We start from the raw sequence: 25,534 nt of genomic DNA, 5'->3' as shown, positions 1-25,534 counted from the left end.
CCGCGGGGTCTGTCCCCGGGCTCGTCACGGACGAGCACGGGGTGACCAGATGCTGGTGGGGCGGCGGCGAGCAGCTCGACTACCGCTCCTACCACGACGAGGAGTGGGGCATGCCGGTCGTGGACGACGTGCGACTGTTCGAGAAGCTCTCGCTCGAGGGGTTCCAAGCGGGCCTGTCGTGGCTCACGATCCTGCGCAAGCGCGAGGCGTTCAGGCAGGCGTTCGCGGGGTTCGACTTCCGTCGCGTGGCTCGGTTCGGCGCACGAGAGGTCGAGCTGCTCCTCGAGGATGCGTCGATCGTGCGGCACCGCGGGAAGATCGAGTCGACGATCAACAATGCGCGTCGGGCTCTCGAGCTCGTCGAGGAGGAGGGCTCGCTGGCCGCGTTCGTCTGGCGGTTCGAGCCCGAGCCGGCGGCCAGACCCAGCCGGATGACCCACGCCGAGCTGCAAGGGCTCGCGCAGACCGACGCCTCCCGAGCGCTGGCGAAGGAGCTCAAGCGGCGCGGCTGGTCGTTCGTCGGGCCGACGACGGTCTATGCGTTCATGCAGGCGATGGGCCTCGTGAACGACCACCTCGAGGGCTGCGCCGCCCGCCCGCGTGTCGAAGCCGCCCGGGACGCTCTCGATCGGCCCGTGTGACGTAGAATCCGTGTCGTGAGCTGGCCGTGGATCGTCCTGCTCGCCCTCGGCGTCCTCGTGGTCGTCGCCGCGGAGTGGCCGAGGGTCTCGGGCCTCGTCGGCGCCGACGCGCGACGTCGCCGTGACCGCGAGCGGCGCAAGGCGAAGCTCCGCGTGGTGAAGACGGACGACGACGACTTCGTCGAGAGCGTCCAGCGGGACCTGGACGCGCTGCCGACCATCGAAGAGCCCCGCTCGAAACGACCCTAGACGCCGCCGAGCCTTTTCCGAGCTATCGCCGTGACGGCGACGGAGCGACCCCCACCGCCCGTCGCCTCACGGCTGTCCCCCGATGGCGCGTTCGTCCGCGCGCCCTTCGGCGCGCAGGAACGCGAGCAGCGACTCCCCGTCCGCGAAGGTCGTGGAGCGGCCGCTCCGGATGTGCCGGACGACACCGCGCAGTGCCTCCGCCTCGCGCCGCACGAGGTGCGGTGGCTCCCACAGGCGCAAGACGAACGTCTCCGCCAGCGACCCCCCTGCCGGCGGCTCGTTCCCCACGGTCGTCATCGCCTCTCGGTCTCCTGCACGGGCGCATCGTGCGGGGCGGGGTTTCAGGTTCGCTTAGAGCCGCGTGAGGCTCAGCCGTCGGCGCCGGGGAAGGGCGCGGACTCGATCCCGATCTCGTCCATCCGCGCGCAGTACGCGCGGAAGCAGCGGCGGGCCTCGCCGTGGCGGCCGGCCGCCTCGAGGGTCGTGACGAGGCCGAGGTGCGCCGGCTCGTCGTAGGGATCGCGCTCGAGGACGCGGAGGTGGAACCGGACTGCCGCGTCCGCGTCGCCGCGCGACGTCGCATCGGATGCGAGCGCGCGGACGACCTCCGTGTACATGGCCCGGCACTCCTCCCGGAGCGGGAGCGCCCAGTCCTCGTAGGCGTCCTCCTCCAGGAAGTCGCCCGTGTAGGCGGCCTCGGCGGCGGTGAGCCGCTCGTGGGCTTCGGGGACCCCCGCCCGTCGGAGGGCGAGAGCCTCCCCGGCTGCCGTGAGAAACTCCTCGACGTCGACCGAGACGTGCTCGGGCTGGAGCCGCGCCGAGCTACGGTCGGCTGCGACGAAATGGTCGGGCTCGTGACGCTTCTCGGGGTCGAGCACGGCCCGGACGGTGCTGAGGAGCACCGACAGCCGGTTGGCCAGCGGAGCCGCGCTCTGCCCCGGCCAGAGCGCCTCCATCAGGGCTTCACGCGGGGTGGGTCGGCCGCGCCGCGCGACGAGCATCTTGAACAGGTCGCGGGCCTTGCGCGACTGCCACGCAGCCAGGGGTATGACCTCGCCGCCCCGGGTGACGCGAAACCGGCCGAGGGACTGCACGAGCACGCGTGGAGAGGCGTCGGCGGAGACGAGCCGCGAGAACGCCGCCCGATAGCCCCGGGCGCCCAGAGCACGGAGCCGGTCGTCGGCGTTCGAGGTGCCGTGAGCGTCCCCGGTGATCAGGGCGATCTCGAGCGCGACGCGGGCGTCGCCCACCGGGCTGCGCAGGTCTCGCCAGATCGCGGCCGCCTCGTCGAGGCGCTCGATCTCGCCGGCCGGGTGCCGTGAGGCGAGCACGCCGAGCTCGAGCGACTCCGCCAGCCCTGCCCGGTCGCGGCGACGTCGCGCGGTCGCTGCGGCGGCCGCCGCCCGTTCGGCGGCGCGACCCCGTTCGCCGTGCACCAGCGCGACCCAGCCGGCAGACAGCAGGACGTAGACGTGGCTCAACCCCTCGCCGAGCCCGAGCACACGCTCCACGAGCCGCTTCGCCTCGTCCGGCTCGTCCGCGGCCACCACCCGGGCGAGCCCGGCCAGCGAAGGGACGAGCCCCTGTGCATCACCGGAGGCCCCGGCCTGCGCGACGGCCTCCTCGAAGGAGGCCCGGGCGAGCGCCCACTGGCCCCTCATGCGGTAGACCTCGCCGAGCTTCTCCAGCGGGTACGCGACCATGCGCGAGCCGAGCCTCTGGTAGAGGGCCTTCGCGGCCTCGAGATCCGCGACAGCCTCGTCGAAGCGGCCGAGCTTGGAGAGGGCCTCGCCTCTGTTGCTCAGCGCGAGCGCGCGGAACGCGGCGAAGCCGGCGAGGTCCGCGAGGCGCAACGCCAGATCGAGCTCGGCGATCGCTTCCTCGTACGCGCACTCCTCGACGTGACGAGAGCCACGGTTCGTCCGCACGCGGATCAGCTGGAGCACGTCCCCCGCCTCCTCCGCATGCGCGAGGGCTTTGAGGTAGTGCGCGTCGTTCCCGGCGCGGTCGCCTTCGAGGGCGGCGAGCATCGCCAGGACGGTGTGCGCGGCGGCCAGGGCCCTGGGATCGCCGGCCTCCGACGCGACGGCGAATGCGTTCTCGGCGTCCTCCCTGCAGGCGTCCGCGTCCCCGCGCAGCCAGTGCGCCGACGCACGCCACGCGTAGAGGAGCGCGACGTCCCGTGGCTCGCCCTCGACTCCGGCCCGTCCGTACGCCGCGAACGCCTCGTCGAGCCGCCCCGCGAGATGCCGGAGGAGGCCCATCCGCCACGCCAGCCCCGGCGGCAGGGGGTCGGCCTCACCCGCGGCCCGCTCGAAGCAGCGCAGTGCCTCGTCCCAGTCGCCGCGGACCTGGAACGCCTCGCCCGCGAGCTGCTCGATCGGCGGCGTCCTGAGCTCCCGGGGGACGAGCGCGACCGCCTCGAGGACGGCATCGACGGACCCGCGTGCCAGCAACGCGGGGCCCTCGGACGACAGGACGCGGGCGAGCTCGATCACCTCGCCCGCGGCGGCGAAGCAGCGAAGCGCGTCCTCCGTCTCGTCGTGGGCCTCGAGCCATCGCGCGGCCTCGCCCTGCACACGTCGCGCCTCCCCGTCACCGGTGTCCGGGCGCGAGAGCGCGAACTCGCGCACGGGCGACCCGAGCGCGTACCACCCCGCCGCGCCGCCGTCGCCCTGGAGCTCGACGAAGAGCCCTCGCCGCGCGAGCGAATGCAGGATCTCCGCTGCGTCCGCGACGCCCAGAGCCTCGCAGAGCCCTGCGGTGAACCGCTCGAGCGGCGCGACGGTCCTCACGAGCGCCTCGACCTCGGGCGGCTCCCGGGCGAAGACCTCGGAGGTCAGGTAGGCGATCAGGGGACCGCCCGGCCGGCGAATGCGCTCGAGGGCCGCCCGCCGCCCGCCGGGCGGCACGCCGCGCAGCGCCTCCACCGCCAGCCGGACTGCGGCCGGCCAGCCGCTGGTCGCCCGGTGCAGCTCCAGCGCGATCGCTGCGTCGCCGGGGCCCGTCGCGGTCGTGAGCAGCGTCTGGATCTCGTCGACGCCGAAGCTCAGGTCGGCGCTCGTGAGCTCGAGCACGTTGCCCTGTCCGCGAAGCCTCTCGATCGGGAACGGGAGCTCGGACCTCGAGGCGAGCACCAGGTGGAGCTGAGGCGGAGCCTGCCGGCAGAGTGACTCGATCACCTGGATCGCGCCCGGCGAGGTCACCTCGTGGACGTCGTCGACGACGAGCACGACGTCCCGCCTGAGCTCCGACTGCAGTGTCTCGCAGACGGCTGCGGCAAAGCCACGCGCGCGGGCGGGCTCGTCCTCCTCGGCGCCGGGGCCCGCAGAGGCCGTGACCGCTCCCGCGTCGTCGCCGGGGAGTGCCGGCACGCGGAGCCTGAGCGCGTCCGTGATCCCGCGCGCGAACGCAGCGAGCGAGGCGTCGTCGCTGGACGCGCTGTACCAGGCGCAGTTGACGTCGGCCGCCCACGCGGACAGCAGGGTGGACTTCCCGTAGCCGGCACCGGCGACGACCGTTGTCAGCCGTCTCCGGAGGGCCTCCTCGAGCAGGGAGACGAGGCGCTCGCGGCGCAGCAGCGGCGCCGGTGGCGCCGGTGGGCGGAGCTTCGTCGTCGCGGTTGCGCCGGGGCCGCGGGCCGCCGCCGCCGCGTCGGTGCGTCTCGTCGGTCGCATCGCGGCGCTCGAAACGATAGTCACTTGTCCGACAGGGGCACCGCGCGAACGGCCGGAGGTCGGGCGGCGGCTACCGGGCGCGGATCGTGACCGGGACCGACAGCGTCCGCGTGTTGGGCAGGATGCGCGCGACGTTCTCGTTGTTCCGCGTCTCCTGATGGTCCGAGAGCGCGATGCGGAGGCGATGGCGGCCGGGGCGGAGGGTCGCGGTGGGGATCCTGATCTCCGGTCCCACCAGGCGCGCGCGCGCGACGTCGCCGTCCAGCGTCGCCTCGATCGAGCGGACGTCGATTCCCGAGCCGGCGTCTCGCACGCGGAGGCGGATCGGGTCGCCCCTGCGCACGACACGACGGACGAGCGCCGCCGTCGGCGGAGCCGTGTCGTCGGTCCAGAAGCGGAAGCGGTAGCTCCCTGCGCTCGCGCGCGTCGGGCTGTCGAACACGACGTAGTAGGTCCCGGACGTGGGGCGGACGGCGCCCGCGACGGGCACGGGCGAGCCGAACTCGTCGACGTAGGGATTGTGGTTGAGAGGAAGCGCGGCGTAGCCCGTGAGCCGATTCTCGTCGCCGTCCTTCACCACCCGCGGCTCGACCTGGGAGCCCGGCCCACGCGCCGTGATCGCGACCCCGAAGTTCGCGACCGACCGCGTCAGGCGAACGCGGAAGACCTGCTCCGGCCCGGCGAGGCGACTCGACACCGGACCGTCGTTCGGCACCTCGGGATAGCGGTAGAGATCGACCCGAGCCGGCCGGCCGCGCGTGTTGCCTGCGTACGACCCGGGACGGACGAGCGGCGTCGCCTCCTCGAAGGCGAGCCGCGGCGCGACCACCCTGCCCCAGAACGGGACGCGCCGCGCCATGCCCGCGCGGCGGAGGACGACGGTTCCCGCAACCTCGCCCTCGTTCGCGCCGGGAGCCAGGTCGAGCGTCAGGGCGCCGGGCACGGCCAGCTCCGGAGGCGCGGTCAGGGCCGTGCCCGCCGGGAGGTTGGTCGTCTCCACCGTGACGCTCCAGGCCGGCCCGCCTCCGCCTCCTGCGTCCTCGACCGCGACGCTCTCGGTCGCGGCCACCCCCGGCCGGACGAGCCCGAAGGAGACCGCCGTCGGGGTGGCGCGGACGAGTGGCAGGTCCGCTGCGCGCACGTCGACGAGGCCCGCTCCCGCCCGCGTCGGCGCGACGACGGCGTCGCCGGCGCCGATGGGCCGTGCGGTGGCGGTGAGCGCCGCCTTGAGCTGTGTCGGTGTCCAGTCGGGATGGCGCTGGAGCAGGAGCGCAGCCGCGCCGGCGACGTGCGGGGCGGCCATGCTCGTCCCGGAGGAGAGACGCCAGCCGTCGGGCTCGGCCGAGAGGATCGAAGCCCCGGGTGCGACGACGTCGGGCTTGAGCCGCAGGGAGAGCGGGGTCGGCCCGGACGAGGAGAAGCTCGCCATGGCCGGTGCGGAGCCGGACGTCGTCGCGCCCACGGTGATCGCATCGGCTGCGCTCCCGGGCGAGGAGAGCGATCCACGCCCGAAGTCGTCGAAGTCGTTGCCCGCGGCGACGACCGGGACGACACCCGCGGCAGCCGCCGCGTCGAGGGCGAGAGCGACCAGGTCCCGGGACGGCTCGATCTCGGGCTCCCCGATGGACAGGTTGATCACGTCCATGCCGTCGGCGACGGCCGCCTCGATCGCCGCCACGATCTCCGCCGAGTTGCCGTCCAGGCCGACGTTGGCGTCCGTGGGGATCGTCAGAGCCTTGTAGTTGCCGATGTACGCACGGGGGGCGATCCCGCTGATGCGCGTCCCCTCCGCGAGCGTGTTCGCGTTGCCTGCGGCGATCCCGGCGACGTGCGTCGCATGCCCCGACTGCTCGGGGTCGAACGGCTTGGAGGCATGCCGCCAGGTCGCCCGCGGGGGCGGGAACGCGCGTGCGACGATCACCTTCGCCGTCGTGTACGCGGGTTGGCCCTTGGGGAAGCCGTTGGGCATCGGGTAGCCGGTCGGGTCGAAGAACGGGTGGCGCTGGTCGACTCCGTCGTCGATGACGCCGATCTTGATCCCGGCGCCCGCCGTGGCGAGCGTCGGCCCCTGGAGCTCGCGTGCGCGGATCGTCGCGGCGTCGGGGCCGGCCTGCAGGTGGTAGGTCGCCTCCGCGAAGACGCGGCGCACGCCGGGGAGGCCTGCGAGGCGTGGAAGCTCGTTGCGGGGGAGGACCACCGAGACGCCGTTCGCGACCAGCCGATAGCGCCAGTACACCTCCGCGCTCGGGATCGAGCTCCGCAGCGACGCCGCGAAGCGGCGCTGCTCGACGTCGATCCGGCGCCCGGCGTCATCGTCGGGGGCGAGCGCCAGCGGTGGCGCCGTGAGCTGGACGACCACCTGGGTCTCGCCCGCCTGCGCGGGCGGTACCGCATCCGTCGTGACGAGCGCGCCGATCAACGCCGTTGCGGCGAGGACGAGGAGGAGGGAGAGGGCGCGCGTCACCGGTGATTGAGACGCCGGCGGTCGACCGTTGTCGGCTGCACGCCTGCGCTATGCGGATGAGAGGACTTGAACCTCCACGCCCTTACGGGCACACGGACCTGAACCGTGCGCGTCTACCAATTCCGCCACATCCGCGTGGACGATCAGTGTAGCCGCGCCCTCATCGGCTCACGCTCGAGCGCAGCACCGGCGAGCCCAGCAGATGCCGGCGCAACGGATCGTGTACCACCAGCGAGCAGCGCCGCGCGCGAGCGCGGGAAGGGCGGTCAGGCCCCGGCCTCCTGAGCCAACGCTTCGAGCACCAGGTCGGCATGCTCGGCCGGCTTCACCTGGCGGAAGACCTTCGCCACGTTCCCGTCCGCGCCGATCACGAAGGTCGAGCGGTCGACGCCCATGTAGGTCTTGCCCGCGTAGGACTTCTCCCCCCAGACGCCGTACTCGTCGGCCACCCTGTGATCGGTGTCGGCGAGCAGCGCGAAGGGGAGGTCGTACTTCTCCTTGAACTTCGCATGCGACCCCTCGTCGTCAGGGCTGACGCCGAGCACGACCGCCCCGGCGGCCTCGAACTCCCTCCAGGCGTCCCGGATCCCGCATGCCTGCGCCGTGCAGCCGGGCGTGTCGTCCTTGGGATAGAAGTACAGGATCACCGGCGAGCCCTTCAGGGCCGACAACGTGACCGACTCGCCCGAATCGGAGTTGAGGGTGAAGTCGGGTGCTGGGCGTCCCTCGTCGACTGGCAAGCCACACCTCCGTCGTCGGGCCGTCGGGTCGTCCGCGCCTACGGCCGGAGATCGCGACGGCGATCGTTCGTGTCTCCACGCGAGCAACCGAGCGTATCCGGTCGGTCACCGAGCGCGCCCGCCTCGGCGGCCGTCGGGCATCGAAGGCTTCCGCAGTGGCATCTCCGTCGCTGCTTCCCCGAGCCGGAACTGTCATCCTGGGCACGCCGTGTCCGATGTCTGGGCCAACGTCGCCGCTCTCGACGCCGGCACCCAGCAGCGCCTTGCGGAGGTGCTCGAGACGCGTGGTGCCGATGTGCAACAGCAGGCGATGCGGGAGACGTTCCTCGGCGACGTCGAGTTCCCCGCCGATGCGCATGTGCTCGAGGTCGGGTGCGGGACGGGCGTTCTCACACGCAGGCTCGCAGGTCAACCGGGCGTTGGCTCGGTGGTCGGTGTGGATACCGCGGAGTCGCTACTCGAGAAAGCGAGGGCGCTGGCCGCGGACATCGACGACGTCCGCTTCGAGGTGGCCGACGCCCGCTCGCTGCCGTTCGAGGACGGATCGTTCGACGTGGTCGTGTTCGACTCGACGCTCAGCCACGTCCCGGCGCCCGGACGCGCCGTCGCAGAAGCCTTTCGCGTTCTCGTTCCCGGGGGCCGGCTTGCCGCCTTCGACGGCGACTACGCGACGACGACCGTCGCGCTCGGCGACCACGACCCCGTCCAGGCGTGCGTCGACGCGATGATGGCGAGCTCGGTCACCGACCGCTGGCTGGTCCGGCGCCTGCCCGCCTTGATCGAGCGGTGTGGCTTCGAGCTGACCGCCTTCCGGAGCTATGGCTTCGCCGAGATCGCAGGCGGCGGGTACATGCTCAGCGTCGTCGACCGCGGCGCAGACCTGCTGTGCACGAGGGGCGAGATCGGCGACGACACCGCGGCAGCGCTGAAAGCCGAAGCCCGACGGCGAGTGGAAGCGGGAACGTTCTTCGGCCACATCGCCTACGCCGGACTCGTCGGCCGTAGAGCCGACCCAGACGGGCCGGATCGCGGGGCGGGCGCGAAGGGGCTCGAGGGTATCGACTAGCCCTGCGTCAGGATTGGCCCTTCGTCGCAGCACTCCGGGAAGTCGGGGCACGTGCCGTAACAGATGCAGACCTCCTCGGTGACGATGCACGCGCACTCGGCTTCGCCGTCCGCGGCGGATGCCTCGAGCTTGCGCGGGAACTTCACGGAGACCCGGATCGGTATGCGCACGACCACGTCGTCCTGCGGAGTCGGGTACTCGGTGAGCGCCTGCGCCTGAACCTGCCTCGCGCCCTGCTCCATCACGTCGCGGAGGAGCTCCTCCCATACCTCGTCGATCGGCTTGCCCTTGCCCTTGAGCGTGTGCTCTCGCTTCCTCGGCTCACCGCCCGTGCCTGCCGCCTCATCCGCCATCACGCGCCTCCAGTCTCGGGGGGTTCGAGGCGTGTGAGCCTAAGCGACCTCCAACATCGTTGCTCACGGGGGCACCGAGGCCGGCCCCGTTCGCCCGCGAGGCCGCTCCGCTACGCTCGCCGCGTGGCTGGGCTCCATCCGTGGCTCGGTGCGGCGGTGATCGCGGTCTGCGCAGCCGCGGCCTTCACGGGCGGCCTCCTCTACTGGCGGCGCCGCGGCGCCGGAATGATCGCCACGCACCTGCTCTCGCTGGCGCAGACGTTGCTCGTCGCCCAGGTCGCGGTCGGCCTGCTGCTGCTCGCCGACGACCGCCGCGCCGGCGACGAGCTCCACTACGCCTACGGCGCGATGGCCCTCGGGGCGGCGCTCGTTCCCTGGTTCTACGCTCCCGAGTCGGGGCCTCGCCGTCTGCTCTGGTTCTCGGGGACGACCGGAGTCGCGGGCGCGCTCGCGATCCGCGCCTACATGACGGGCAGCTCGTGAGGCGTCTCTGGGAGAACCGCTTCGCCCGCGGCCTGGCGCTGATCGCGCTCGTCTCGCTGGGAATCGTCCTGCTGTCGCTGGAGAACGCGGTCGTCACCGCCGGCGCTCTGATGCGGATCGCGTTCTTCCTGGCGATCGCGTTCTTCCTCTTCCTGCTCTGGCGCGAGCGGCGCTCGGACATCGAGACCTGGAGCGAGCTCTCGCGCAGGACGTTCTACGGCGCGGTCGTGCTCGCCGTGCTCGCGATCGGGGCGCTGATCGGTCTCGGGCCGACGGGCGCCGACGCGATCGCCTTCTTCGCCGTAATCGCCTGCTGCGCCTGGGCGATCGTCCGTGTCTGGCGCCGCGAGCACCGTTTCGGCTGAGGATCGGGTGGGCTCTGCCGGGGCCGAGCCTGCCGCTGTGCCTAGGGCGCCGGAGCGGGGTAGCGCGTGCCGTCGGGGGCCGTGTAGAGGCTCTCCGCGCTGGGGAGCTCCGTCACGGCGCCGTCGAGAGCGTCGAGGGCCGTGCGCACGTCCACGAGCTTCCCGACGAAGATCGGAGTGTCTCGCTCCGTCCACCTCGACGCCTCGGTCTCTCGCAGGGTCATCATCAGATGCATGAAGTCGGCCGGCTCCTCGGTCTCGAACGCGGGGATGAACTCCTGGTCGTCGATCCCGAAGGAGTACGTCGTGTGGTTCGTGACCGTGACGAACTTGCCGCCGACCTCGGCGTGCTCCCGCATCGCGGCGGCGCGCTCCTCGAAGGTGAGGAAGTACCAGGGGCGGCGCTTCACGAAGGGGTACACGACCAGGTAGGGCGCGTTCCGCGGCGCCACACGGCCCTGGCGGACGCGCTTCTTGTCCGTGTAGACCGACGGCTTCGTCGTGCCGAGGTACGAGTACGGCGTCGTCAGCCACGCGGCGAGCGGCGTGCCGTTGAGCGCAGCGCCGAGCTCCAGCAGGTCGTCGTAGCGCTGGGTGATCGACCAGAGGAAGAAATCGGCCTCCGGGCGGACGCCGGTCGTGGAGTAGACGCGGAGGCCCTCCATCCGTCCCGCAAACTCCTCGATCACGTCGGCGAACGCCTCCTTGCCGGCGCCGCGCTCGTCGATCGGGAGCCGCCGCCACGCCGGATCCACCCGGAAGAACCGGTAGCCGACGTACTGCCCGACCTCGACGCCCTCGATGCGCTCGTACCCGTCCGCCATCACCGAGATCCTACGTGCGCCGACATCGATTCGAGGCGAGATGGCCGAAGCGGACCTGGCCCGGTGCCAGGCACGGAGCCACGGCTGAACGGGACAGGGAGTGTCGGGCGGGCAGCCGGCTCAGGCGGGGCGCAGCACGGCGCTCTCGCGCGTGGCCGAGAGCCCCGGATTCACCGGATGCGTGACGGTCAGGGTGAGGCGCACGGGGGCGCGGCCGAGCTTGCGGTTGCGGAGCGAGGCGACGATTGCGCGCCCCCAGCGCCCGTAGCCGCGGACGCGTGCGGCGGTCGCGCCCGTCGTCGTCCGCGTCGCGACGACCTCCCAGGCGCAGTCGAGCGTGCAGCGGAAGCGGACGTCGCGCTTGCCGCCCAGGAACTCCGCCCGCCCCGGGAAACGCACGTTCTTCAGGGCGACGTCGAGCCCGAGCCCGTCGCACCGCGCGATCGATCCGCCGCGTGTCCGGTCGAGGGAGTCGCGCACCGCGGAGAGGCTCGCCTTCGGCGAACCGTCCGCGTAGTACACCCCCGACTGCCAGCTGAGCAGCGCCTTCTCGTCGTGCGAATGGAAGAGGAGCATGCCCGCCACGTTCGGCTGGCAGAACGCGAGCCGGAGGCCGAGATCGTACGCCGCCGCTTGCTTCGACTCGTCCACCGGCTTCGTCGTCGCAGGCTCGTTCCCCGAGTAGAGGCTCCGCTTTCCCGCCGGGACGGCCGACTCGATCCCGAACTCGTCGTAGAGGATCGGCAACGTCGAGCCTGCTTGCGCCGTCCCGTCGAAGGCGGCTCCCAGGAGCGCGACGAGCTTGTCGTAGTCCGCGAGCCCGATCGACGTGGAGCGGGGGTGGGGGAAGTCCGGGCTCTGCGACGAGTTGTCGGGATACGGGTGGATCGCGAACCCGTCCATCACGGGCGTCGTGCGCCCGCTCGCACGGTACGCCGCGCCCATCGTCTGGATGAACGCGGTGGGGGACGACGTCGGTCTCGCGCCGCCGGGTCGATCGCCCCCGCGCGGGGCGAGAGCGCCGCCCCAGACGCGCAGGCCGGGGTCGACAGCCTTGAGGGCGTCGTAGGTGCGCGCGAGCAGCGAGAGGTACGCAGGCGCCGACGCGTTGGCCCCGTCCAGGCCGAACTGCGGCAGCCAGAATCGGTTCAGGTTCGGCTCGTTGCCGACGATGATGTCGTCGAAGGTGGGGATGCTCTCGGCCAGCGCCGCCGCATATCGGGCGAACTGCGCCTGGGCTGTCGGCTCGAGCGGCGTCGTGCGGGAGCCCGGGTGGTAGACGGAGACGTACACCTTCACGCCGGAGAGGCGTGCTGCCGCCTCGATGTTCCGGAGCACCGTCAGCTCGTTGCTCGTCGGCGCCACGAGACCCGGAAGCCAGTTGGACGTCACCCGGACCGAGGTGAAGCCCGCGAGCCGCAGCTGGGTCATCGTCGTCCTCGCGGTGACGAGGTCGGGGGCCCGGACGGCATCCTCGGCGGCCCCCAGCGTCATCTTCGGCCCCGCCCCGTGCGCAGGCAGAGCCAGCGCCAAGAAGGCGATCGTCGGGCCCAGAAGCGTGATGAGGCGGCGCCGCAAGGTGGGGGTACGCTAGCTCGCGTGCGTGAAGATTCCGTTCGGGGCCAGCTTGCTCGGCTGCCGACGGGCCCGGGCGTGTACCTCTTTCGCGACGAGCGCGACGAGATCCTCTACGTCGGCAAGGCGAAGTCGCTCCGGGCCCGCGTGCGCAGCTACTTCAACCGCGGCGGCGACGCGCGCGCGGGCATCGACCAGCTTGTCCGGCGCGTGGGCCGGGTCGAGGTGATCGTCACCCAGAGCGAGGCAGAGGCGCTGCACCTCGAGCAGAACCTCGTCAAGCGGCACCGCCCTCCGTTCAACGTCAGGCTCCGCGACGACAAGTCCTTCCCGTACATCGCGGTCACCGTCTCGGATCCCTACCCCCGGGTGATGTTCACCCGCGAGCGGCACCGCCGGGGAACCGTCTACTTCGGCCCGTACGCGAACGCGAAGAAGGTGCGCGAGACGCTGGACGTGCTCAACCGTGTGTTCCAGTTCCGGCCGTGCGAGGGGCCGAAGCCGGGGCGGCACTCGGGGATCCCGTGCCTCGACTTCCACATCGAGCGGTGCACGGCGCCGTGCATCGGGGCGATCTCGGAGCAGGACTACGGCGCGATCATCGACGGCGTGATCGAGTTCCTCTCCGGCGAGACGCGGCCGATCCGGCAAGCGCTGGAGCGGCGGATGCGCGCGGCGGCTGCGGAGGAGCGCTTCGAGGAGGCCGCGCGCTACCGCAACCGGCTCCACGCGATCGAGAGCCTCGCGCAGCGCCAGGCCGCCGACAAGCGCGCGGTGGGGACGATCGACGTGATCGGCCTCGCCGTGGAGGGAGACCGGGCCGCGGTGCAGCTGTTCCCGCTGCGGGACGGGAAGCTGGTCGACCGCTTCGCGTTCCACCTCGAGAACGTGGCGGGCCAGGACCGGGCGACGATCCTCGAGTCGTTCTGCGTGGAGCACTACGGCGGCGCGCCGGCGATCCCGCCGCAGGTCGTCGTTCCGCCGGACATCGAGGACACCGAGGCGCTGTCCGCGTTCCTGGGCGACCTGCGCGGAGCCCGGGTCGACGTCCGCTCGCCGCAGCGGGGCGAGAAGCGGCGCCTGGCAGCGCTCGCCGAGGAGAACGCGCGCCTCGCGCTCGAGCACGATGCCTCGGCGGCGGAGCAGAAGCGCCGGCGGCGCGTCGAGGCGCTCGAGCAGCTTCGCGAGTCGCTCAACCTCGAGAGCCTTCCCGTGCGGATCGAGTGCTTCGACGTCTCGAACATCCAGGGTCGCGAGATCGTCGCCTCGATGGCGGTGTTCGTGGACGCGCAGCCCCGCACCGCGCACTACCGCACGTTCGCGGTGCGCGGTCTCGAGGTGCAGGACGACTTCGCCGCGATGGCGCAGGTCGTCTCGCGCCGCTTCGCGCGCCTGCGGGACGCGGCCGTGCCCGACCGCTACGACGAGAGCTTCGCGACCGTCCCGAACCTCGTCGTGATCGACGGCGGCAAGGGCCAGCTCGCAGCCGCGCTCGAGGCGATGCACGCCACCTTCGACCTGCCGCGCGTCGCCGTCGTGGCGCTTGCGAAACGCGAGGAGGAGGTCTTCGTCCCCGGCCGCTCGGCGCCGATCAGGCTCGAGCGTCACGACCCCGGTTTGCAGCTTCTCCAGCGTGCTCGGGACGAAGCTCACCGCTTCGCGCTCGGGTACCACCGGCGCCGGCGCGACACCCGCGCCTTCGAGTCGATCTTCGACGACCTCGAGGGCATCGGGCCGGCCCGTCGGCGGGCGATCCTGAACCACTTCGGGTCGGCGGAGTCGTTCCTCGCCGCCTCGCAGGAGGAGCTGGAGGGCGTCGCGGGCCTGCCCGCGAAGACCGCGCGCGCGGTCTACGCCCAGTTGCACAAGGCAGGGCGCGCGTGAAGGCGGCGCTGCGCGACGAGGTGCGAGCCCTGTCGAGACCTGCCTACGCCGCCCGCGCGCAGGCGTACATGTAGAGCTGCAGGCCGTCCCTCGGCGTGCGGATGCCTGACCTGCGCCGCGCGCCTGGCGGGTCGTCCTCGACTCCCACCCGATGGCGAGTGAGCGGGAGCTCCACGTGGTTGCGCGAGCTCGAGTGGCTCCCCGCCGCCGGGACCGCCTGACCGCACGCGACGCTAGGAGGGCGGAGGGGCATCCGGATCGGCGGGCGGCCCCACGACGCTCTTGAACCTCACCGTCCCGAGCGTGAGGAAGATCGCAGTGAAGCCGACGATCACGTTCACGACGGTCAGGGTCAGCTTCATCCCGACGCTGAAGGCGAGGAGCGTCGAGCGCGCCACGCCGACGTCGCGGAAGGCGTAGACGAGCAACGCCTGCTCGGTGCCGATGCCACCGGGCGTCGCCGGGACGAGGGTCGCGAGGCTCATCGTCGCCTGGACGAGCAGCACGTTGCCGATGCTCTGGTGGATGCCGAAGGCGCCGAGGAAGAACCAGATCGTCGCCAGCCGGAGCCCCCAGTCGGCGAGCTGCCAGAGCACGACCGTCCTCGCGTAGCGCGCCGGCGGCTGGAAGACCGCGAACGCCTGGGCGACGCGGGCCCGGAGACGGTTCCAGAAATGGTGAAGGAGCCACGCGCCGCCGGCCACGATCGCCACGAGAGCGATCACCGCGCCGGGATGGATGACGCCGTCCTCGAAGACCCACGAGTAGTCGAAGGCCGGCAGCGCCGAGAGGGCATCCAGCGACGGCAGCACGCCCTGCGTCAGCGCCCACACGAACACGACGAGCGCGAGCGCCATGTCGACGAACGTGAGGACGACCGTCGACGAGATGACCGTCGTGTACGAGCTGCCGGGGATCGCACGATGGGCGAGGAAGACCCTCACGACGTCGCCGCCGCGTGCGGGGAGGATCGCGTTGACGCCGACGCCCGAGACGTAGGCGGCGAGGATCGGGCGCCAGGGCACGCGCGTGTCCGGGTACGCGGCCGCGAGGACGTTCCGCCACGCACGGCTCGTGCAGCAGAGCTTCAGGAGATGGCAGCCGATCGCGGCGAGGAGCGGGAGGATCGCGATCTCCGCGAGGAACTCCCAGAAGCTCTCGCTCGCAGTCCGGATCTCGTCGATCACGCGCTCAAGGTACTCGCGTCGCTCGCAGGCGGCTGTGGAGCGATCGGGACGGGACCGGCGCGCTTTTCCCTTGACGGGAAACGGTGTCTGACACCGACTGGTCGTCCACGGGCCTCACAACGGCAAGGGAGCGCCGCCTGCACCTCCTACGGGGCGTCCGGAATCGCGCGATTCGACGCTCCGCTGCGGGCTCGGGCCTGTGGAGCGATCGGCACCGTATCGGCACAGGCTCCCCTTGACAGGAACCGGTGTCCGACACCGATCGGCGCGCCCGCCGCGGGGCGGGGCGCTTACGCGTCGGGCCGGAGGAAGGGGTAGCGGTAGTCCGTCGGCGGGACGAGCGTCTCCTTGATCGTGCGGGGGCTGACCCAGCGGATCAGGTTCCACATCGAGCCGGCCTTGTCGTTCGTGCCGGACGCGCGGGCGCCGCCGAACGGCTGCTGGCCGACAACCGCTCCCGTCGGCTTGTCGTTCACGTAGAAGTTCCCGGCCGCGTAGCGCAGCGCATCGTGCGCCTGTCCGATCGCAGCCCTGTCGTTTGCGAACACCGCGCCGGTCAGCGCGTACGACCCCGTCCCGTCCACGAGGTCGAGCGTGTCGTCCCACTTCTTCTCGTCGTAGACGTACGCGGTCACGACCGGCCCGAACAGTTCGTCCTGCATGAGCCGGAAGCCGGGGTCGTCCGTCTTGATCACGGTCGGCTCGACGAACCAGCCCTCGCTGTCGTCGACCCCTCCGCCCACGACGATGTCGGCGCCTGCCTTCCTGGCCTCCTCGATTGCGTTCGCCTGCGTCTCGAACGCCGACCGGTCGATGACGGCGCCCATGAAGTTCGTGAAGTCCCGGACGTCGCCCATCGCGATGGAGGGAACCTCCCGCTCGAGGCTCTCGCGGATCTCGCCCCAGAGGTTCGAGGGCAGGTAGAGCCGCGACGACGCCGAGCACTTCTGCCCCTGGTACTCGAACGAGCCGCGGACGATCGCCGTTGCAACGGCGTCCGGGTCGGCCGAGGGGTGGGCGAGGATGAAGTCCTTCCCGCCGGTCTCCCCGACGATGCGGGGGTAGTTCCGGTAGCGGTCGATGTCGCTCCCGATCGTGCGCCAGATCGACTGGAAGACACCGGTCGAGCCGGTGAAGTGCACCCCCGCGAGCTCGGGGCTGCGCACGGCCGCGTCCCCGAGCTCGGCGCCCGGCCCGAAGACGAGGTTGATCACCCCCGGTGGCAGGCCCGCCTCCTCCAGCAGCCGCAGCGTGTACCAGGCCGACAGCGCCTGCGTCGAGGCAGGCTTCCACAGGACGGTGTTCCCCATCAGCGCCGGTGACGTCGTCAGGTTCGCGCCGATCGCCGTGAAGTTGAACGGGCTGATGGCGAGCACGAACCCCTCGAGCGGCCGGTACTCCATCCGGTTCCAGACACCCGCCGACGAATGAGGCTGCTCCTCGTAGACGCGGACGAGGAACTCGACGTTGAAGCGGAGGAAGTCGATCGTCTCGCAGGCCGCGTCGATCTCGGCCTGGTGCGCGGTCTTCGACTGGTTGAGCATCGTCGCGGCGTTCAGGGTCGAGCGCCATGGGCCTGCGAGCAGCTCGGCGGCGCGGAGGAACACTGCGCACCGCTCGTGCCAGGGGGTCGACGACCACTCGGCGTGAGCGTCACGGGCCGCCGTGATCGCGCGTTCGACGTGCGAGGCGTCGCCCTTCGCCACGTCCGCGAGCACGTGGTCGCGATCGTGCGGCATCACGGCCTCGAAGGTCGTGCCCGTCTCCACCCGCTCGCCGCCGATCACGAGCGGGATCGAGACGCGCTCGCCGGACATCTCTGCGAGCCGCTTCTGGAGCTCCGCCCGCTCGGGCGAGCCCGGCTCGTACCCACGGATGGGCTCGTTGACCGCGGCCGGCGGCCGGAAGATCCCGGGGGCGCTCATCGGGGCGATTGTAGAGTCGGTGGGGAATGGACGTGACGCGGCACCGCTATGCGGTGGAGGGCTGGGGCGTCGGCGAGATCACGGTGCACGACGACGTCCTGGTCGCGCACGCGCTGCCGACGAGGCAGCGGCGGCTCTCCCCTCGCCCGGCGGGGCCCCCAGGGGGAGCGAGCACCCCTGAGGTCACGCTAGCCGCCGATCCGTCACGGAGGGGTGACGGGTTCGTGCCGGAACTGTGCCGGCGGATCGCGGCGCACCTCGGGGGCATGCCGGTGAGATACGACGACGTCGCCGTCGACGACCACGAGCTGAGCCCGTTCCAGCGCGAGCTGCTCGCGGCGGTGCGCTCCGTCGGGTGGGGCGAAGTCGTCACGTACGGCGGTCTCGCCGCCCTGGCGGGTCGGCCGCGGGCCGCGAGGGCCGCCGGGAGCTTCTGCGCCCGGAACCGCCTCTCGCTCGTCGTCCCGTGCCACCGCGTGGTCGCTGCGGGCCGGGACGAGCCCTTCGTGCTCGGCGGCTACGGCGCCTCCGGCCAGCCCCTGAAACGACGCCTTCTCGCTCTCGAGGGAACGCTCCTGTGAGCAGCGTCTCGCTCGCGTCGGACGCGCGCGCCGAGCTCGCGGCGATCGTCCCCGAGCGCCGCTGCGACCGGCTGGCGGAGATCTCGGCGCTGTTCCACACCGCCGGTGCGGTCCACCTGCTCGGGCGAGGGAAGCTGTCTTTCCATCTCGACGTCGCGGAGTCGGCGGTCGCACGGCGTGCCTTCGCGATCCTCAGGAGGCTTCGGGTCGACTCCGAGATCCGCACCTATCGTCGCCACGCCTTCGACCGCGGTGCACGCACGCAGTTGTTGGTCGACGGATCGTCGCACGCGATCGAGGTCCTGACCGACGGCGGCGTCCTCGGCCGCGACGGCCTTCCACTCGACCGGCCTCCCGGGCGCGTCGTGGCGCGGCCGTGCTGCCGCTCCGCGTACCTCAGGGGCGCCTTCCTCGGCGCGGGGTCGCTGAGCGGGCCGCGCTCGCCGCATCTGGAGGTTCGGACGCCGCTGCACGGCGGCGCCGCGTTCATCCGCAGCGTGGCCTCTGCTGCGGGCGTTCGGATGCGCGTGATCGACCGCGAGTCCCATTCCGCCGCGTACGCGAAGAGCTGGGATGGGATCGAGGCCTACCTCGCCGTGGCGGGCGCGACCGAGATCGTGTTGACGCTCGAGGAGCGTGCGCTCGTCGCAGGGCTGCGGGCCGAGGCGAACAGGCTCGCGAACGCGGACCATGCGAATCTCGTTCGTCAGAGCCGCTCCGCCCGCGCGCAGCTGGAGGCGGCGCACTCGCTGCTCTCCGACGGAGCGCTCGAGGCTCTGGCGCCGTCTCTCCAGGCGGCGGCGGGGCTGCGGCTGCGCCACCCCTCACTGTCGCTGCGCGAGCTCGCAGCGAAGGCCGACCCACCGCTGACGAAGGCGGCGATGGCAGGACGGCTGGCCCGGCTCGTCGAGCTCGCCGAGCAGGAACGGGCCGCGCGAGCGGCACCGGGTTGAGGACCCGCGGCCGGGACCCCATACTCCACCGGTGGGCCCGCGCTCCCGGGCGGGGGATCCAGACCCCATCCACCGCCTGGTTCCGGAGCGCGCACGTGGGGGAGGGGACTTCCTCGGAGCTCCTCCCTCAGCCCACCGCTCCAGGCGACGGGCGGAGGTACCCCGCTCGCGGCCGGCCGCCCTCACTAGACTCGGTCTCGTTCCCATCCCCGGACGACGGAGGCGAGACCGCATGGCAACCCGGGTCGGCATCAACGGCTTCGGCAGGATCGGCCGGAACTTCTTCCGCGCGCAGCAGCAGCTGGGCGCGGACATCGAGATCGTCGCGCTCAACGACCTCGGCGACGCGAAGACGATGGCCCACCTCCTGAAGTACGACTCCGTCCTGGGCCCGTTCGCGGGCGACGTCGAGCTCGGTGACGGCGTCATCGAGGCCGGTGGGGAGACCATGCAGATGTTCTCCGAGCGCGACCCCGCGGGTCTCCCGTGGAGCGACCTGGGAGTCGAGGTCGTGCTCGAGTCGACCGGCTTCTTCACCGACCGCGAGGGAGCGCAGAAGCACCTCGATGCCGGGGCCAAGAAGGTGATCATCTCGGCGCCGGCCAAGGAGCCGGACTTCACGGTCGTGCTCGGCGTGAACGACGACGCCTACGACCCCGAGCAGCATCACATCGTCTCCAACGCAAGCTGTACGACGAACTGCGTGGCGCCGCTCGCGAAGGTGATCGACGACCTCGCCGGGATCGAGTCCGGATTCATGACCACGATCCACGCGTACACCAACGACCAGAACATCCTCGACCTCCCGCACAAGGACCTCCGTCGCGCCAGGGCCGCCGCGATCAACCTGATCCCGACGTCCACCGGTGCCGCCAAGGCGATCGGGCTCGTGTTGCCGCACCTTCAGGGCAAGGTCGACGGCATCTCCGTCCGGGCGCCCGTCCCGACCTGCTCGCTCACCGACCTCGTGGTGACGCTCGGCCGTGAGGTGACGATCGAGGAGGTGAACCAGGCGTACGCCGCTGCAGCCTCGGACGGCCCGCTCGCGCGCTACCTCGAGTACTCCGAGGATCCGATCGTGTCGACGGACATCGGCGGGAACCCGAACTCGTGCATCTTCGACAGCCCGCTGACGATGAGCCACGGCTCCACGGTCAAGGTGTTCGGCTGGTACGACAACGAGTGGGGGTACTCGTGCCGGCTCGTCGATCTCGTCGGGCGGCTGCTGCCGTAGCGTCGTTGCGCCCGGACGAGCGGAGGCCGTCGTTCCCCGTGGTGGACGCATGAGGCTGCCCCGCTCGGTCGAGACCGCGGACGTCGCCGGCAGGCGCGTCCTCGTCCGGGCGGACCTGAACGTCCCGCTCGAGGACGGGCGAGTCGCGGACGACACGCGGATCCGGGCGGCCGTGCCGACGCTGGAGCTGCTGCTCGAGCGGGAGGCGGCCGACGTCGCGGTCTGCTCGCACCTCGGTCGGCCGAAAGGCCCGGATCCCGCCTTCGCCATGGCGCCCGTTGCCGAGCGCCTCGCGGAGCTCGTTCCCGACGCGCGGCTGCGCGTGCTCGAGAACACGCGTTTCCTCCCGGGCGAGACGGAGAACGACCCGGGGACGGCGCGCACGCTGGCCGAGGGGATGGACCTCTACGTCAACGACGCCTTCGGCTCGGCCCACCGGGCCCACGCCTCCACCGAGGCCGTGGCACGCATCCTGCCCGCCTATGCCGGGCTGCTCCTGCTCGCGGAGCTGGAGCACCTGGGACGGCTGCTGGGGGACATCGAGCGGCCGTTCGTGCTCGTCGCGGGCGGGGCGAAGGTCGAGGACAAGCTCGGCGTGCTCGAGAACCTCGGCGGCCGTGCGGACACCGTGATCGTGGGCGGGAAGATGGCCGAGGAGCTGCGCGACGGTGCGAAGCTGCCGTTTTCCGTCGAGCTGCCGAGCGACGTCGTTGCGGCCGCCTCGTTCGACGAGGAGGCGGAGAGCCGCGTCGCACCGTACGACGCCCTGCCGGAGGGCTGGCTGGGCCTGGACATCGGCCCAGAAGCGCGAGAGCGGTTCGGCGAGCTGATCCGGGCCGCGAAGACGGTCTTCTGGAACGGCCCGATGGGCGTCTTCGAGTGGGAGCGGTTCGCGGCGGGCACGAAGGCCGTCGCGGAGGCCGTCGCGGCCGTCGAGGGGTACACGGTCGTCGGCGGCGGCGACTCCGTGCGCGCGATCTCGGCGCTGGGGCTCGACGACGATGTCTCGTGGGTCTCGACGGGCGGCGGCGCGTCGCTCGAGCTGCTCGAGGGCACGGAGCTCCCGGGCGTCGCGGCGATCCCGACCGCCTAGAGCTCAGACGACGGCGTAGACCCGCCACGCCCCCGGTACCCCCTTGAGGTCGTGCTCGCCCCGCTCGGCGAGCTCGAGGCCCGCGCCCGCGACGAGATCTCGCACGGTCTGCGAGACGAGCACCTCGGACGGCCCGGCCAGAGAGCTGACGCGCGCGCCGATCGAGACGGCCAGCCCGCCGATCTTCTCGTCGACCGTTCTGCACTCGCCCGTGTGCAGCCCGGCGCGGACCTCGATGCCGAGCCTGCTCACCTCGGTCACGATCGCCTGCGCGCAGCGGATCCCGCGCGCCGGGCCGTCGAAGGCCGCGAAGAACCCGTCTCCGGCCGTGTCGAGCTCGCGGCCCCGGTAGCGAGCGAGGCACCCGCGCACGACGGCGTGGTGCTCGCGCACGAGGTCCGCCCAGCGGCGGTCGCCGAGCTCCGCCTGGCGCGCGGTCGACCCGACGATGTCGGTGAAGAGGACGGTTGCGAGCACGCTGTCGAGCTCGGCCTCCTCGTCCCGCAACGCCCGCGCGAAGCGCTCGATGGCGTCCATGTACACATCGGGTCGCTCCTGCATGACGGTCGGCGCGGTGCCCGGCATCGTCTCCTGGCGGGCACCGGGGATGAGTGCCGCGAATGCCTTCGCCTCCTCTTCCATGGCGGCGCCGCGGCTGAGCACGAGCGTCGGCACGCGGATCGCCCCGAGGACGTTGCGAACATCCGAGTCGTAGAACATCCGCCACAGCGCCACGGCGTCTCCGGGGGCCGCCGAGAGCTGCATCCACTCGAGCCACCAGTCGACCGTCTCCTCCCTGGTCATGCCGTCCATCGGCCACGGGGCGTGCTCCTCCGCGTACGCCCGCGTGCCCCAGCCCGCTTGCATCCGATCGACCTCGCGCTCGAACTCCTCGCGCCGGAGCCCCCACGGATAGTCGGGCGCCCACGCGATCCGGGGCGCCGTGTTCATCAGGACCAGGCCGAGGGTTCGCTCGGGGTAGGTGGCGGCGAAGAGGCACGAGAGAGGTCCGCCGTCGGAGCCGGCGGACAGGAGCACGCGCCGAGCGCCCGCGTCGTCCAGCACCGCGCGCAGGTCGTCCATGCGCTCCTCGATGGGCGGCAGCCGACGGTCGCGGAGACGATCCGAGAGACCCATGCCCCGCCCGTCGAAGCTGATCGCCCGACCGAGCGAGGCGTATCGCTCCGACATCTTCAGAAGAGGCTTGGGCCTCCGCAGGGCGAGGCTGTAGGCGTACGCCCCGACGCGAAGCACGTCGACTCCACCCGACCCGTCGCCCTCGACCATGTAGGCGATGTGGTACTCGCCGCTTCGCGCGTAGTGGATCTCATCGGTGCGCATGGGACTCTGAGAATAGGATCAGCCCTCGTGCTCGTCGCGGGCAACTGGAAGATGTTCAAGGGAACGCGGGAGACCGTCGCGTTCTTCCAGGCGTTCGAACCGCCGGGCGGCGTCGAGATCGTCGTCTGCCCGCCGTTCACATCGCTTCTCGCCGCCGTCGGGCGCGGGATCCCGGTCTACGCCCAGAGCGTCCACTGGGCGGCGGAAGGCGCGTTCACCGGCGAGGTCTCGGCCGCGATGCTGGTCGAGCTGGGGGTGGAGGGCGCGATCGTCGGGCACTCGGAGCGCCGTCAGTACTTCGGCGAGACCGACGAGACCGTTCGCCTGCGCTGCGAGGCGGCGCTCGAGGCCGGACTTGCCGTGATCGCCTGCGTCGGTGAGACCGAGGCAGAGCGCGGGGCGAAGGAGACCGAGGCAGTCCTGCAGCGGCAGGTCGCGGCGATCCCGTCTCACGAACGGCTCGTGATCGCCTACGAGCCGGTCTGGGCAATCGGAACGGGGAGGACTGCGACCCCGGAGCTCGCTCGGGAGGCCCACGAGCTGATCAAGGGGCTCCACGACACACGGGTGCTCTACGGCGGCTCCGTGAAGCCGGAGAACGCCGCCGAGCTGATGGCACAGCCGGGCGTCGACGGAGCGCTGGTCGGAGGCGCGTCGCTCGAGCCTGCCTCGTTCGCCGCCATCTGCCGCGCGGCGGCGGCGTGAGCACCGGCCGGGCGCCGCTCGTCACACTCGTGATCCTCGACGGCTGGGGCATCGCGCCCCCCGGCCCGGGAAACGCGGTGGAGCAGGCACGGACGCCCGTCTTCGACGACCTGTCGCAGCGGTACCCGACCACCCAGCTCGTGGCATCGGGCCCCGCGGTCGGCCTGCCGGAGGGGCAGATGGGCAACTCCGAGGTGGGTCACCTGACGATCGGCTCCGGTCGGATCCTGTACCAGGACCTCGTCCGGGTGAGCCGCGCCGTCGAGGACGGGTCGCTGCTTTCGAACACGGCCCTGGTGGGTGCCTTCCGGCGGGCGAGGGAGCGCGCGGGCGCGGTGCACCTCCTCGGGCTCGTCTCGACCGGCGGCGTCCACTCGCACATCGATCACCTACGCGCGTTGCTCGAGCTCGGCCGCCGGGAGGGTCTCGGGGAGCAGACCTGGGTGCACGCGTTCACGGACGGGCGAGACGTCTCCCCTCACGCGGCCGTGGTCGACCTCGCAACCCTGCCCCCCGAACGTATCGCGACCGTTGTCGGGCGCTACTACGCGATGGACCGCGACCAGCGCTGGGAGCGGACGGCCAGGGCCCTCGATGCGATCGTCGAGGGCACGGGCGAGCAGGCCGACGACCCGGTGGCAGCGGTGCGGGCGAGCTACGAGCGCGGCGTGACGGACGAGTTCGTCGAGCCGATCGTGCTCCGCGGCGGGTCGCGCCTCGACCCGGCCCGGGACGCCGCGATCGTCTTCAACTTCCGCCCCGACCGTGTCCGCCAGCTGACGCAGCGCCTGCTCGAGGCAAACACCGACGTGGTCACGATGACGCGCTACCGCGACGACTTTCCGTGCCCGGTCGCGTTCGACGAGCAGAAGGTCGAGGACACCCTCGCGGAGGTCCTGAGCCGCGCCGGCCTGAGGCAGCTCCATGCTGCCGAGACGGAGAAGTACGCCCACGTGACCTACTTCTTCGACGGCGGGGTCGAGGAGCCGTGTGCCGGTGAGGAGCGGATCCTGATCCCCTCCCCGCGCGACGTCGCGAGCTACGACCTGAAGCCGGAGATGTCCGCTCCCGAGGTCGCCGCACGCGTCGCCGAGGCCCTCCGTGACGGCTATGCCTTCTGCGTCGTCAACTTCGCGAACCCGGACATGGTCGGGCACACGGGGGCGATCCCCGCGGTCGTGCAGGCGGTGGAGACCGTCGACGGCTGCCTGGGGGAGGTCGTCGAGGCGACGCATCGCGCCGGCGGCGTCTGCCTCGTGACCGCCGATCACGGCAATGCCGAGAAGCTCCTCGAGGACGACGGAGTCAGCCCGCACACCGCCCACACGACGAATCCGGTCCCGCTCGTCCTGACGAGGCCCGACGTCGCACTGCGGAGCGGGGGGGAGCTGTCGGACCTGGCGCCGACCGTCCTCGATCTCCTCGAACTGGAGCAACCGGTGCAGATGACGGGAGCGAGCCTCGTCGAGCGGTAGGCCGCGTCATTCCGCACGGAATCGGTGACACTTCACCGACTCGTAAATTGTTCGTGAAATTCAGGTTCTCGACTGTATGCTCGCGGCGCATTGGCCCTGACGCAGCCCGATCACGGTGTGCTTCGAAAGGCCCAGCGGGGAGACGAGCGGGCGTTCAACCTCATCGTCAGGGCCTACGAGCAGCCCGTCTACAACTACGTGTTGCGCCTCGTCGGCGACCGTAGCCTCGCCGAAGACCTCACCCAGGAGGTCTTCCTGCGCGTCTACCAGGGCTTGCCCGGCTTCTCAGACCGCTCGCGGTTCACGACCTGGCTGTTCCAGGTCACGAAGAACCGCGTGCTCGACGAGCTTCGCGCGCTCGAGCGACGCCCGCGCGCCGTGGTCGCCCTGGACGACATTCCGCCGCTCGAGGTCGTCGACCAGCCGTTCGAGCGCACGGAGACGATCGACGCCGTGTGGCGGGCGGTCGAGGGCCTCACCGTCGACCTGAAGATGGCTCTTCTGCTGCGCGACGTCGTCGGGCTCTCGTACACCGAGATCGCCGACGCGCTCGAGATCACGCTCGCGACCGTCAAATGGCGGATCTACAAGGCCCGCGAGGAAGTCGCGACCGTCCTCGCCCGTGACGGCATCACCGCGCGCACCGCGACGACGACACGCGCTCCTGCGGTCGCCGCCCCGGTCGAGTAGTCCTCCGCTCCAGGCCGCCCGTCGCGTGG

The 25,534-nt window shown here is 71.8% G+C and carries 23 protein-coding genes and 1 tRNA gene; 13 read left to right on the top strand and 11 right to left on the bottom strand.

All coding sequences use genetic code 11. The features are described 5' to 3' along the window. The first annotated feature begins 41 nt into the window (after positions 1-41). Both VFO26_RS14245 and VFO26_RS14240 read left to right on the top strand, forming a co-directional pair. Positions 42-641: a DNA-3-methyladenine glycosylase I gene (locus tag VFO26_RS14245; protein WP_325115702.1), complete on the top strand. Its 600-nt coding sequence runs from the start codon at positions 42-44 to the stop codon at positions 639-641. Positions 642-656: 15 nt separating this feature from the next. After that, the gene (locus tag VFO26_RS14240; RefSeq protein WP_325115701.1) at positions 657-890 is read left to right on the top strand and encodes a hypothetical protein; all 234 of its coding nucleotides are present in this window, start codon (positions 657-659) and stop codon (positions 888-890) included. A gap of 66 nt (positions 891-956) precedes the next feature. Here VFO26_RS14240 and VFO26_RS14235 read toward each other — a convergent pair whose 3' ends face one another. The 5 genes from VFO26_RS14235 to bcp all read right to left on the bottom strand — a co-directional run bounded on the left by VFO26_RS14235 (position 957) and on the right by bcp (position 7,771). Next, entirely contained in the window at positions 957-1,187 is a 231-nt protein-coding gene (locus tag VFO26_RS14235; RefSeq protein ID WP_325115700.1) for a hypothetical protein, read from the bottom strand. Between the two features lie 71 nt (positions 1,188-1,258). Further along, on the bottom strand, positions 1,259-4,567 hold the full coding sequence (locus VFO26_RS14230; RefSeq protein ID WP_325115699.1) for a tetratricopeptide repeat protein: 3,309 nt from the start codon (positions 4,565-4,567) through the stop codon (positions 1,259-1,261). 70 nt (positions 4,568-4,637) lie between these two features. Then, positions 4,638-7,031, bottom strand: a complete 2,394-nt coding sequence (locus VFO26_RS14225) for a S8 family serine peptidase (protein ID WP_325115697.1) — start codon at positions 7,029-7,031, stop codon at positions 4,638-4,640. A gap of 51 nt (positions 7,032-7,082) precedes the next feature. Then, positions 7,083-7,166: transfer RNA gene (locus VFO26_RS14220), tRNA-Leu, on the bottom strand. Between the two features lie 131 nt (positions 7,167-7,297). Further along, positions 7,298-7,771 (bottom strand): thioredoxin-dependent thiol peroxidase, encoded by a 474-nt coding sequence (bcp, locus tag VFO26_RS14215; protein WP_325115696.1) that lies wholly within the window; start codon positions 7,769-7,771, stop codon positions 7,298-7,300. Between the two features lie 208 nt (positions 7,772-7,979). On the opposite strand from bcp, the gene VFO26_RS14210 reads away from it, so the two are divergent. Next, a complete protein-coding gene (locus tag VFO26_RS14210) occupies positions 7,980-8,837 on the top strand; it encodes a methyltransferase domain-containing protein (RefSeq protein ID WP_325115695.1) in 858 nt (285 codons plus the stop codon). Here the strand turns inward: VFO26_RS14210 and VFO26_RS14205 are convergent. Next, entirely contained in the window at positions 8,834-9,193 is a 360-nt protein-coding gene (locus VFO26_RS14205) for a hypothetical protein (RefSeq protein WP_325115694.1), read from the bottom strand. The two genes, VFO26_RS14210 and VFO26_RS14205, sit on opposite strands and share 4 nt — an antisense overlap. A gap of 120 nt (positions 9,194-9,313) precedes the next feature. Between VFO26_RS14205 and VFO26_RS14200 the strand changes: the two genes are divergently transcribed. Both VFO26_RS14200 and VFO26_RS14195 read left to right on the top strand, forming a co-directional pair. Beyond that, a complete protein-coding gene (locus tag VFO26_RS14200; RefSeq protein WP_325115693.1) occupies positions 9,314-9,673 on the top strand; it encodes a hypothetical protein in 360 nt (119 codons plus the stop codon). Continuing rightward, positions 9,670-10,038 (top strand): hypothetical protein, encoded by a 369-nt coding sequence (locus VFO26_RS14195; protein WP_325115692.1) that lies wholly within the window; start codon positions 9,670-9,672, stop codon positions 10,036-10,038. Before VFO26_RS14200 ends, VFO26_RS14195 begins: the two co-directional genes overlap by 4 nt. A gap of 41 nt (positions 10,039-10,079) precedes the next feature. Here the strand turns inward: VFO26_RS14195 and VFO26_RS14190 are convergent, their stop codons facing one another. Next, positions 10,080-10,862, bottom strand: coding sequence for a chlorite dismutase family protein (locus VFO26_RS14190; RefSeq protein WP_325115691.1), 783 nt, complete (start codon positions 10,860-10,862; stop codon positions 10,080-10,082). Positions 10,863-10,982: 120 nt separating this feature from the next. After that, positions 10,983-12,440 (bottom strand): hypothetical protein, encoded by a 1,458-nt coding sequence (locus tag VFO26_RS14185; RefSeq protein WP_325115690.1) that lies wholly within the window; start codon positions 12,438-12,440, stop codon positions 10,983-10,985. A gap of 21 nt (positions 12,441-12,461) precedes the next feature. Between VFO26_RS14185 and uvrC the strand changes: the two genes are divergently transcribed. Further along, positions 12,462-14,321, top strand: a complete 1,860-nt coding sequence (uvrC, locus tag VFO26_RS14180; protein ID WP_325115689.1) for an excinuclease ABC subunit UvrC — start codon at positions 12,462-12,464, stop codon at positions 14,319-14,321. Positions 14,322-14,554: 233 nt separating this feature from the next. On the opposite strand, the gene VFO26_RS14175 is transcribed toward uvrC, so the two are convergent. Both VFO26_RS14175 and pruA read right to left on the bottom strand, forming a co-directional pair. Continuing rightward, positions 14,555-15,508, bottom strand: coding sequence for a lysylphosphatidylglycerol synthase transmembrane domain-containing protein (locus VFO26_RS14175; RefSeq protein WP_325115688.1), 954 nt, complete (start codon positions 15,506-15,508; stop codon positions 14,555-14,557). 290 nt (positions 15,509-15,798) lie between these two features. Continuing rightward, positions 15,799-17,433, bottom strand: a complete 1,635-nt coding sequence (gene pruA, locus VFO26_RS14170; RefSeq protein ID WP_325115687.1) for an L-glutamate gamma-semialdehyde dehydrogenase — start codon at positions 17,431-17,433, stop codon at positions 15,799-15,801. Positions 17,434-17,459: 26 nt separating this feature from the next. On the opposite strand from pruA, the gene VFO26_RS14165 reads away from it, so the two are divergent. The 4 genes from VFO26_RS14165 (at position 17,460) to VFO26_RS14150 (ending at position 21,294) form a co-directional block, all read left to right on the top strand. After that, the gene (locus VFO26_RS14165) at positions 17,460-18,014 is read left to right on the top strand and encodes a methylated-DNA--[protein]-cysteine S-methyltransferase (RefSeq protein ID WP_325115686.1); all 555 of its coding nucleotides are present in this window, start codon (positions 17,460-17,462) and stop codon (positions 18,012-18,014) included. Then, positions 18,011-18,967 (top strand): DNA-binding protein WhiA, encoded by a 957-nt coding sequence (whiA, locus tag VFO26_RS14160; protein WP_325115685.1) that lies wholly within the window; start codon positions 18,011-18,013, stop codon positions 18,965-18,967. The genes VFO26_RS14165 and whiA overlap by 4 nt, the downstream gene beginning before the upstream one ends. 232 nt (positions 18,968-19,199) lie before the next feature. After that, entirely contained in the window at positions 19,200-20,201 is a 1,002-nt protein-coding gene (gene gap / locus VFO26_RS14155) for a type I glyceraldehyde-3-phosphate dehydrogenase (RefSeq protein WP_325115684.1), read from the top strand. Between the two features lie 49 nt (positions 20,202-20,250). Further along, complete coding sequence (locus VFO26_RS14150) at positions 20,251-21,294, top strand: phosphoglycerate kinase (protein ID WP_325115683.1); 1,044 nt, start codon at positions 20,251-20,253, stop codon at positions 21,292-21,294. A 3-nt stretch (positions 21,295-21,297) separates the two neighbouring features. Here VFO26_RS14150 and VFO26_RS14145 read toward each other — a convergent pair whose 3' ends face one another. Continuing rightward, on the bottom strand, positions 21,298-22,635 hold the full coding sequence (locus VFO26_RS14145) for an adenylate/guanylate cyclase domain-containing protein (RefSeq protein ID WP_325115681.1): 1,338 nt from the start codon (positions 22,633-22,635) through the stop codon (positions 21,298-21,300). A 27-nt stretch (positions 22,636-22,662) separates the two neighbouring features. On the opposite strand from VFO26_RS14145, the gene tpiA reads away from it, so the two are divergent. The 3 genes from tpiA to VFO26_RS14130 all read left to right on the top strand — a co-directional run bounded on the left by tpiA (position 22,663) and on the right by VFO26_RS14130 (position 25,505). Further along, positions 22,663-23,340: a triose-phosphate isomerase gene (gene tpiA, locus VFO26_RS14140; RefSeq protein ID WP_325115680.1), complete on the top strand. Its 678-nt coding sequence runs from the start codon at positions 22,663-22,665 to the stop codon at positions 23,338-23,340. After that, positions 23,337-24,815 carry a 2,3-bisphosphoglycerate-independent phosphoglycerate mutase gene (gene gpmI, locus VFO26_RS14135; RefSeq protein ID WP_325115679.1) on the top strand — a complete coding sequence of 493 codons (1,479 nt, stop codon included), beginning with the start codon at positions 23,337-23,339 and terminating at the stop codon, positions 24,813-24,815. The genes tpiA and gpmI overlap by 4 nt, the downstream gene beginning before the upstream one ends. 90 nt (positions 24,816-24,905) lie before the next feature. Further along, positions 24,906-25,505, top strand: a complete 600-nt coding sequence (locus VFO26_RS14130) for an RNA polymerase sigma factor (RefSeq protein ID WP_325115678.1) — start codon at positions 24,906-24,908, stop codon at positions 25,503-25,505. Positions 25,506-25,534: the final 29 nt, after the last annotated feature.

The sequence above is a fragment of the Gaiella sp. genome, from assembly GCF_035710885.1.
In the GTDB taxonomy this organism is placed as follows: domain Bacteria; phylum Actinomycetota; class Thermoleophilia; order Gaiellales; family Gaiellaceae; genus Gaiella.
This window is presented reverse-complemented; position numbering and strand designations above follow the sequence as displayed.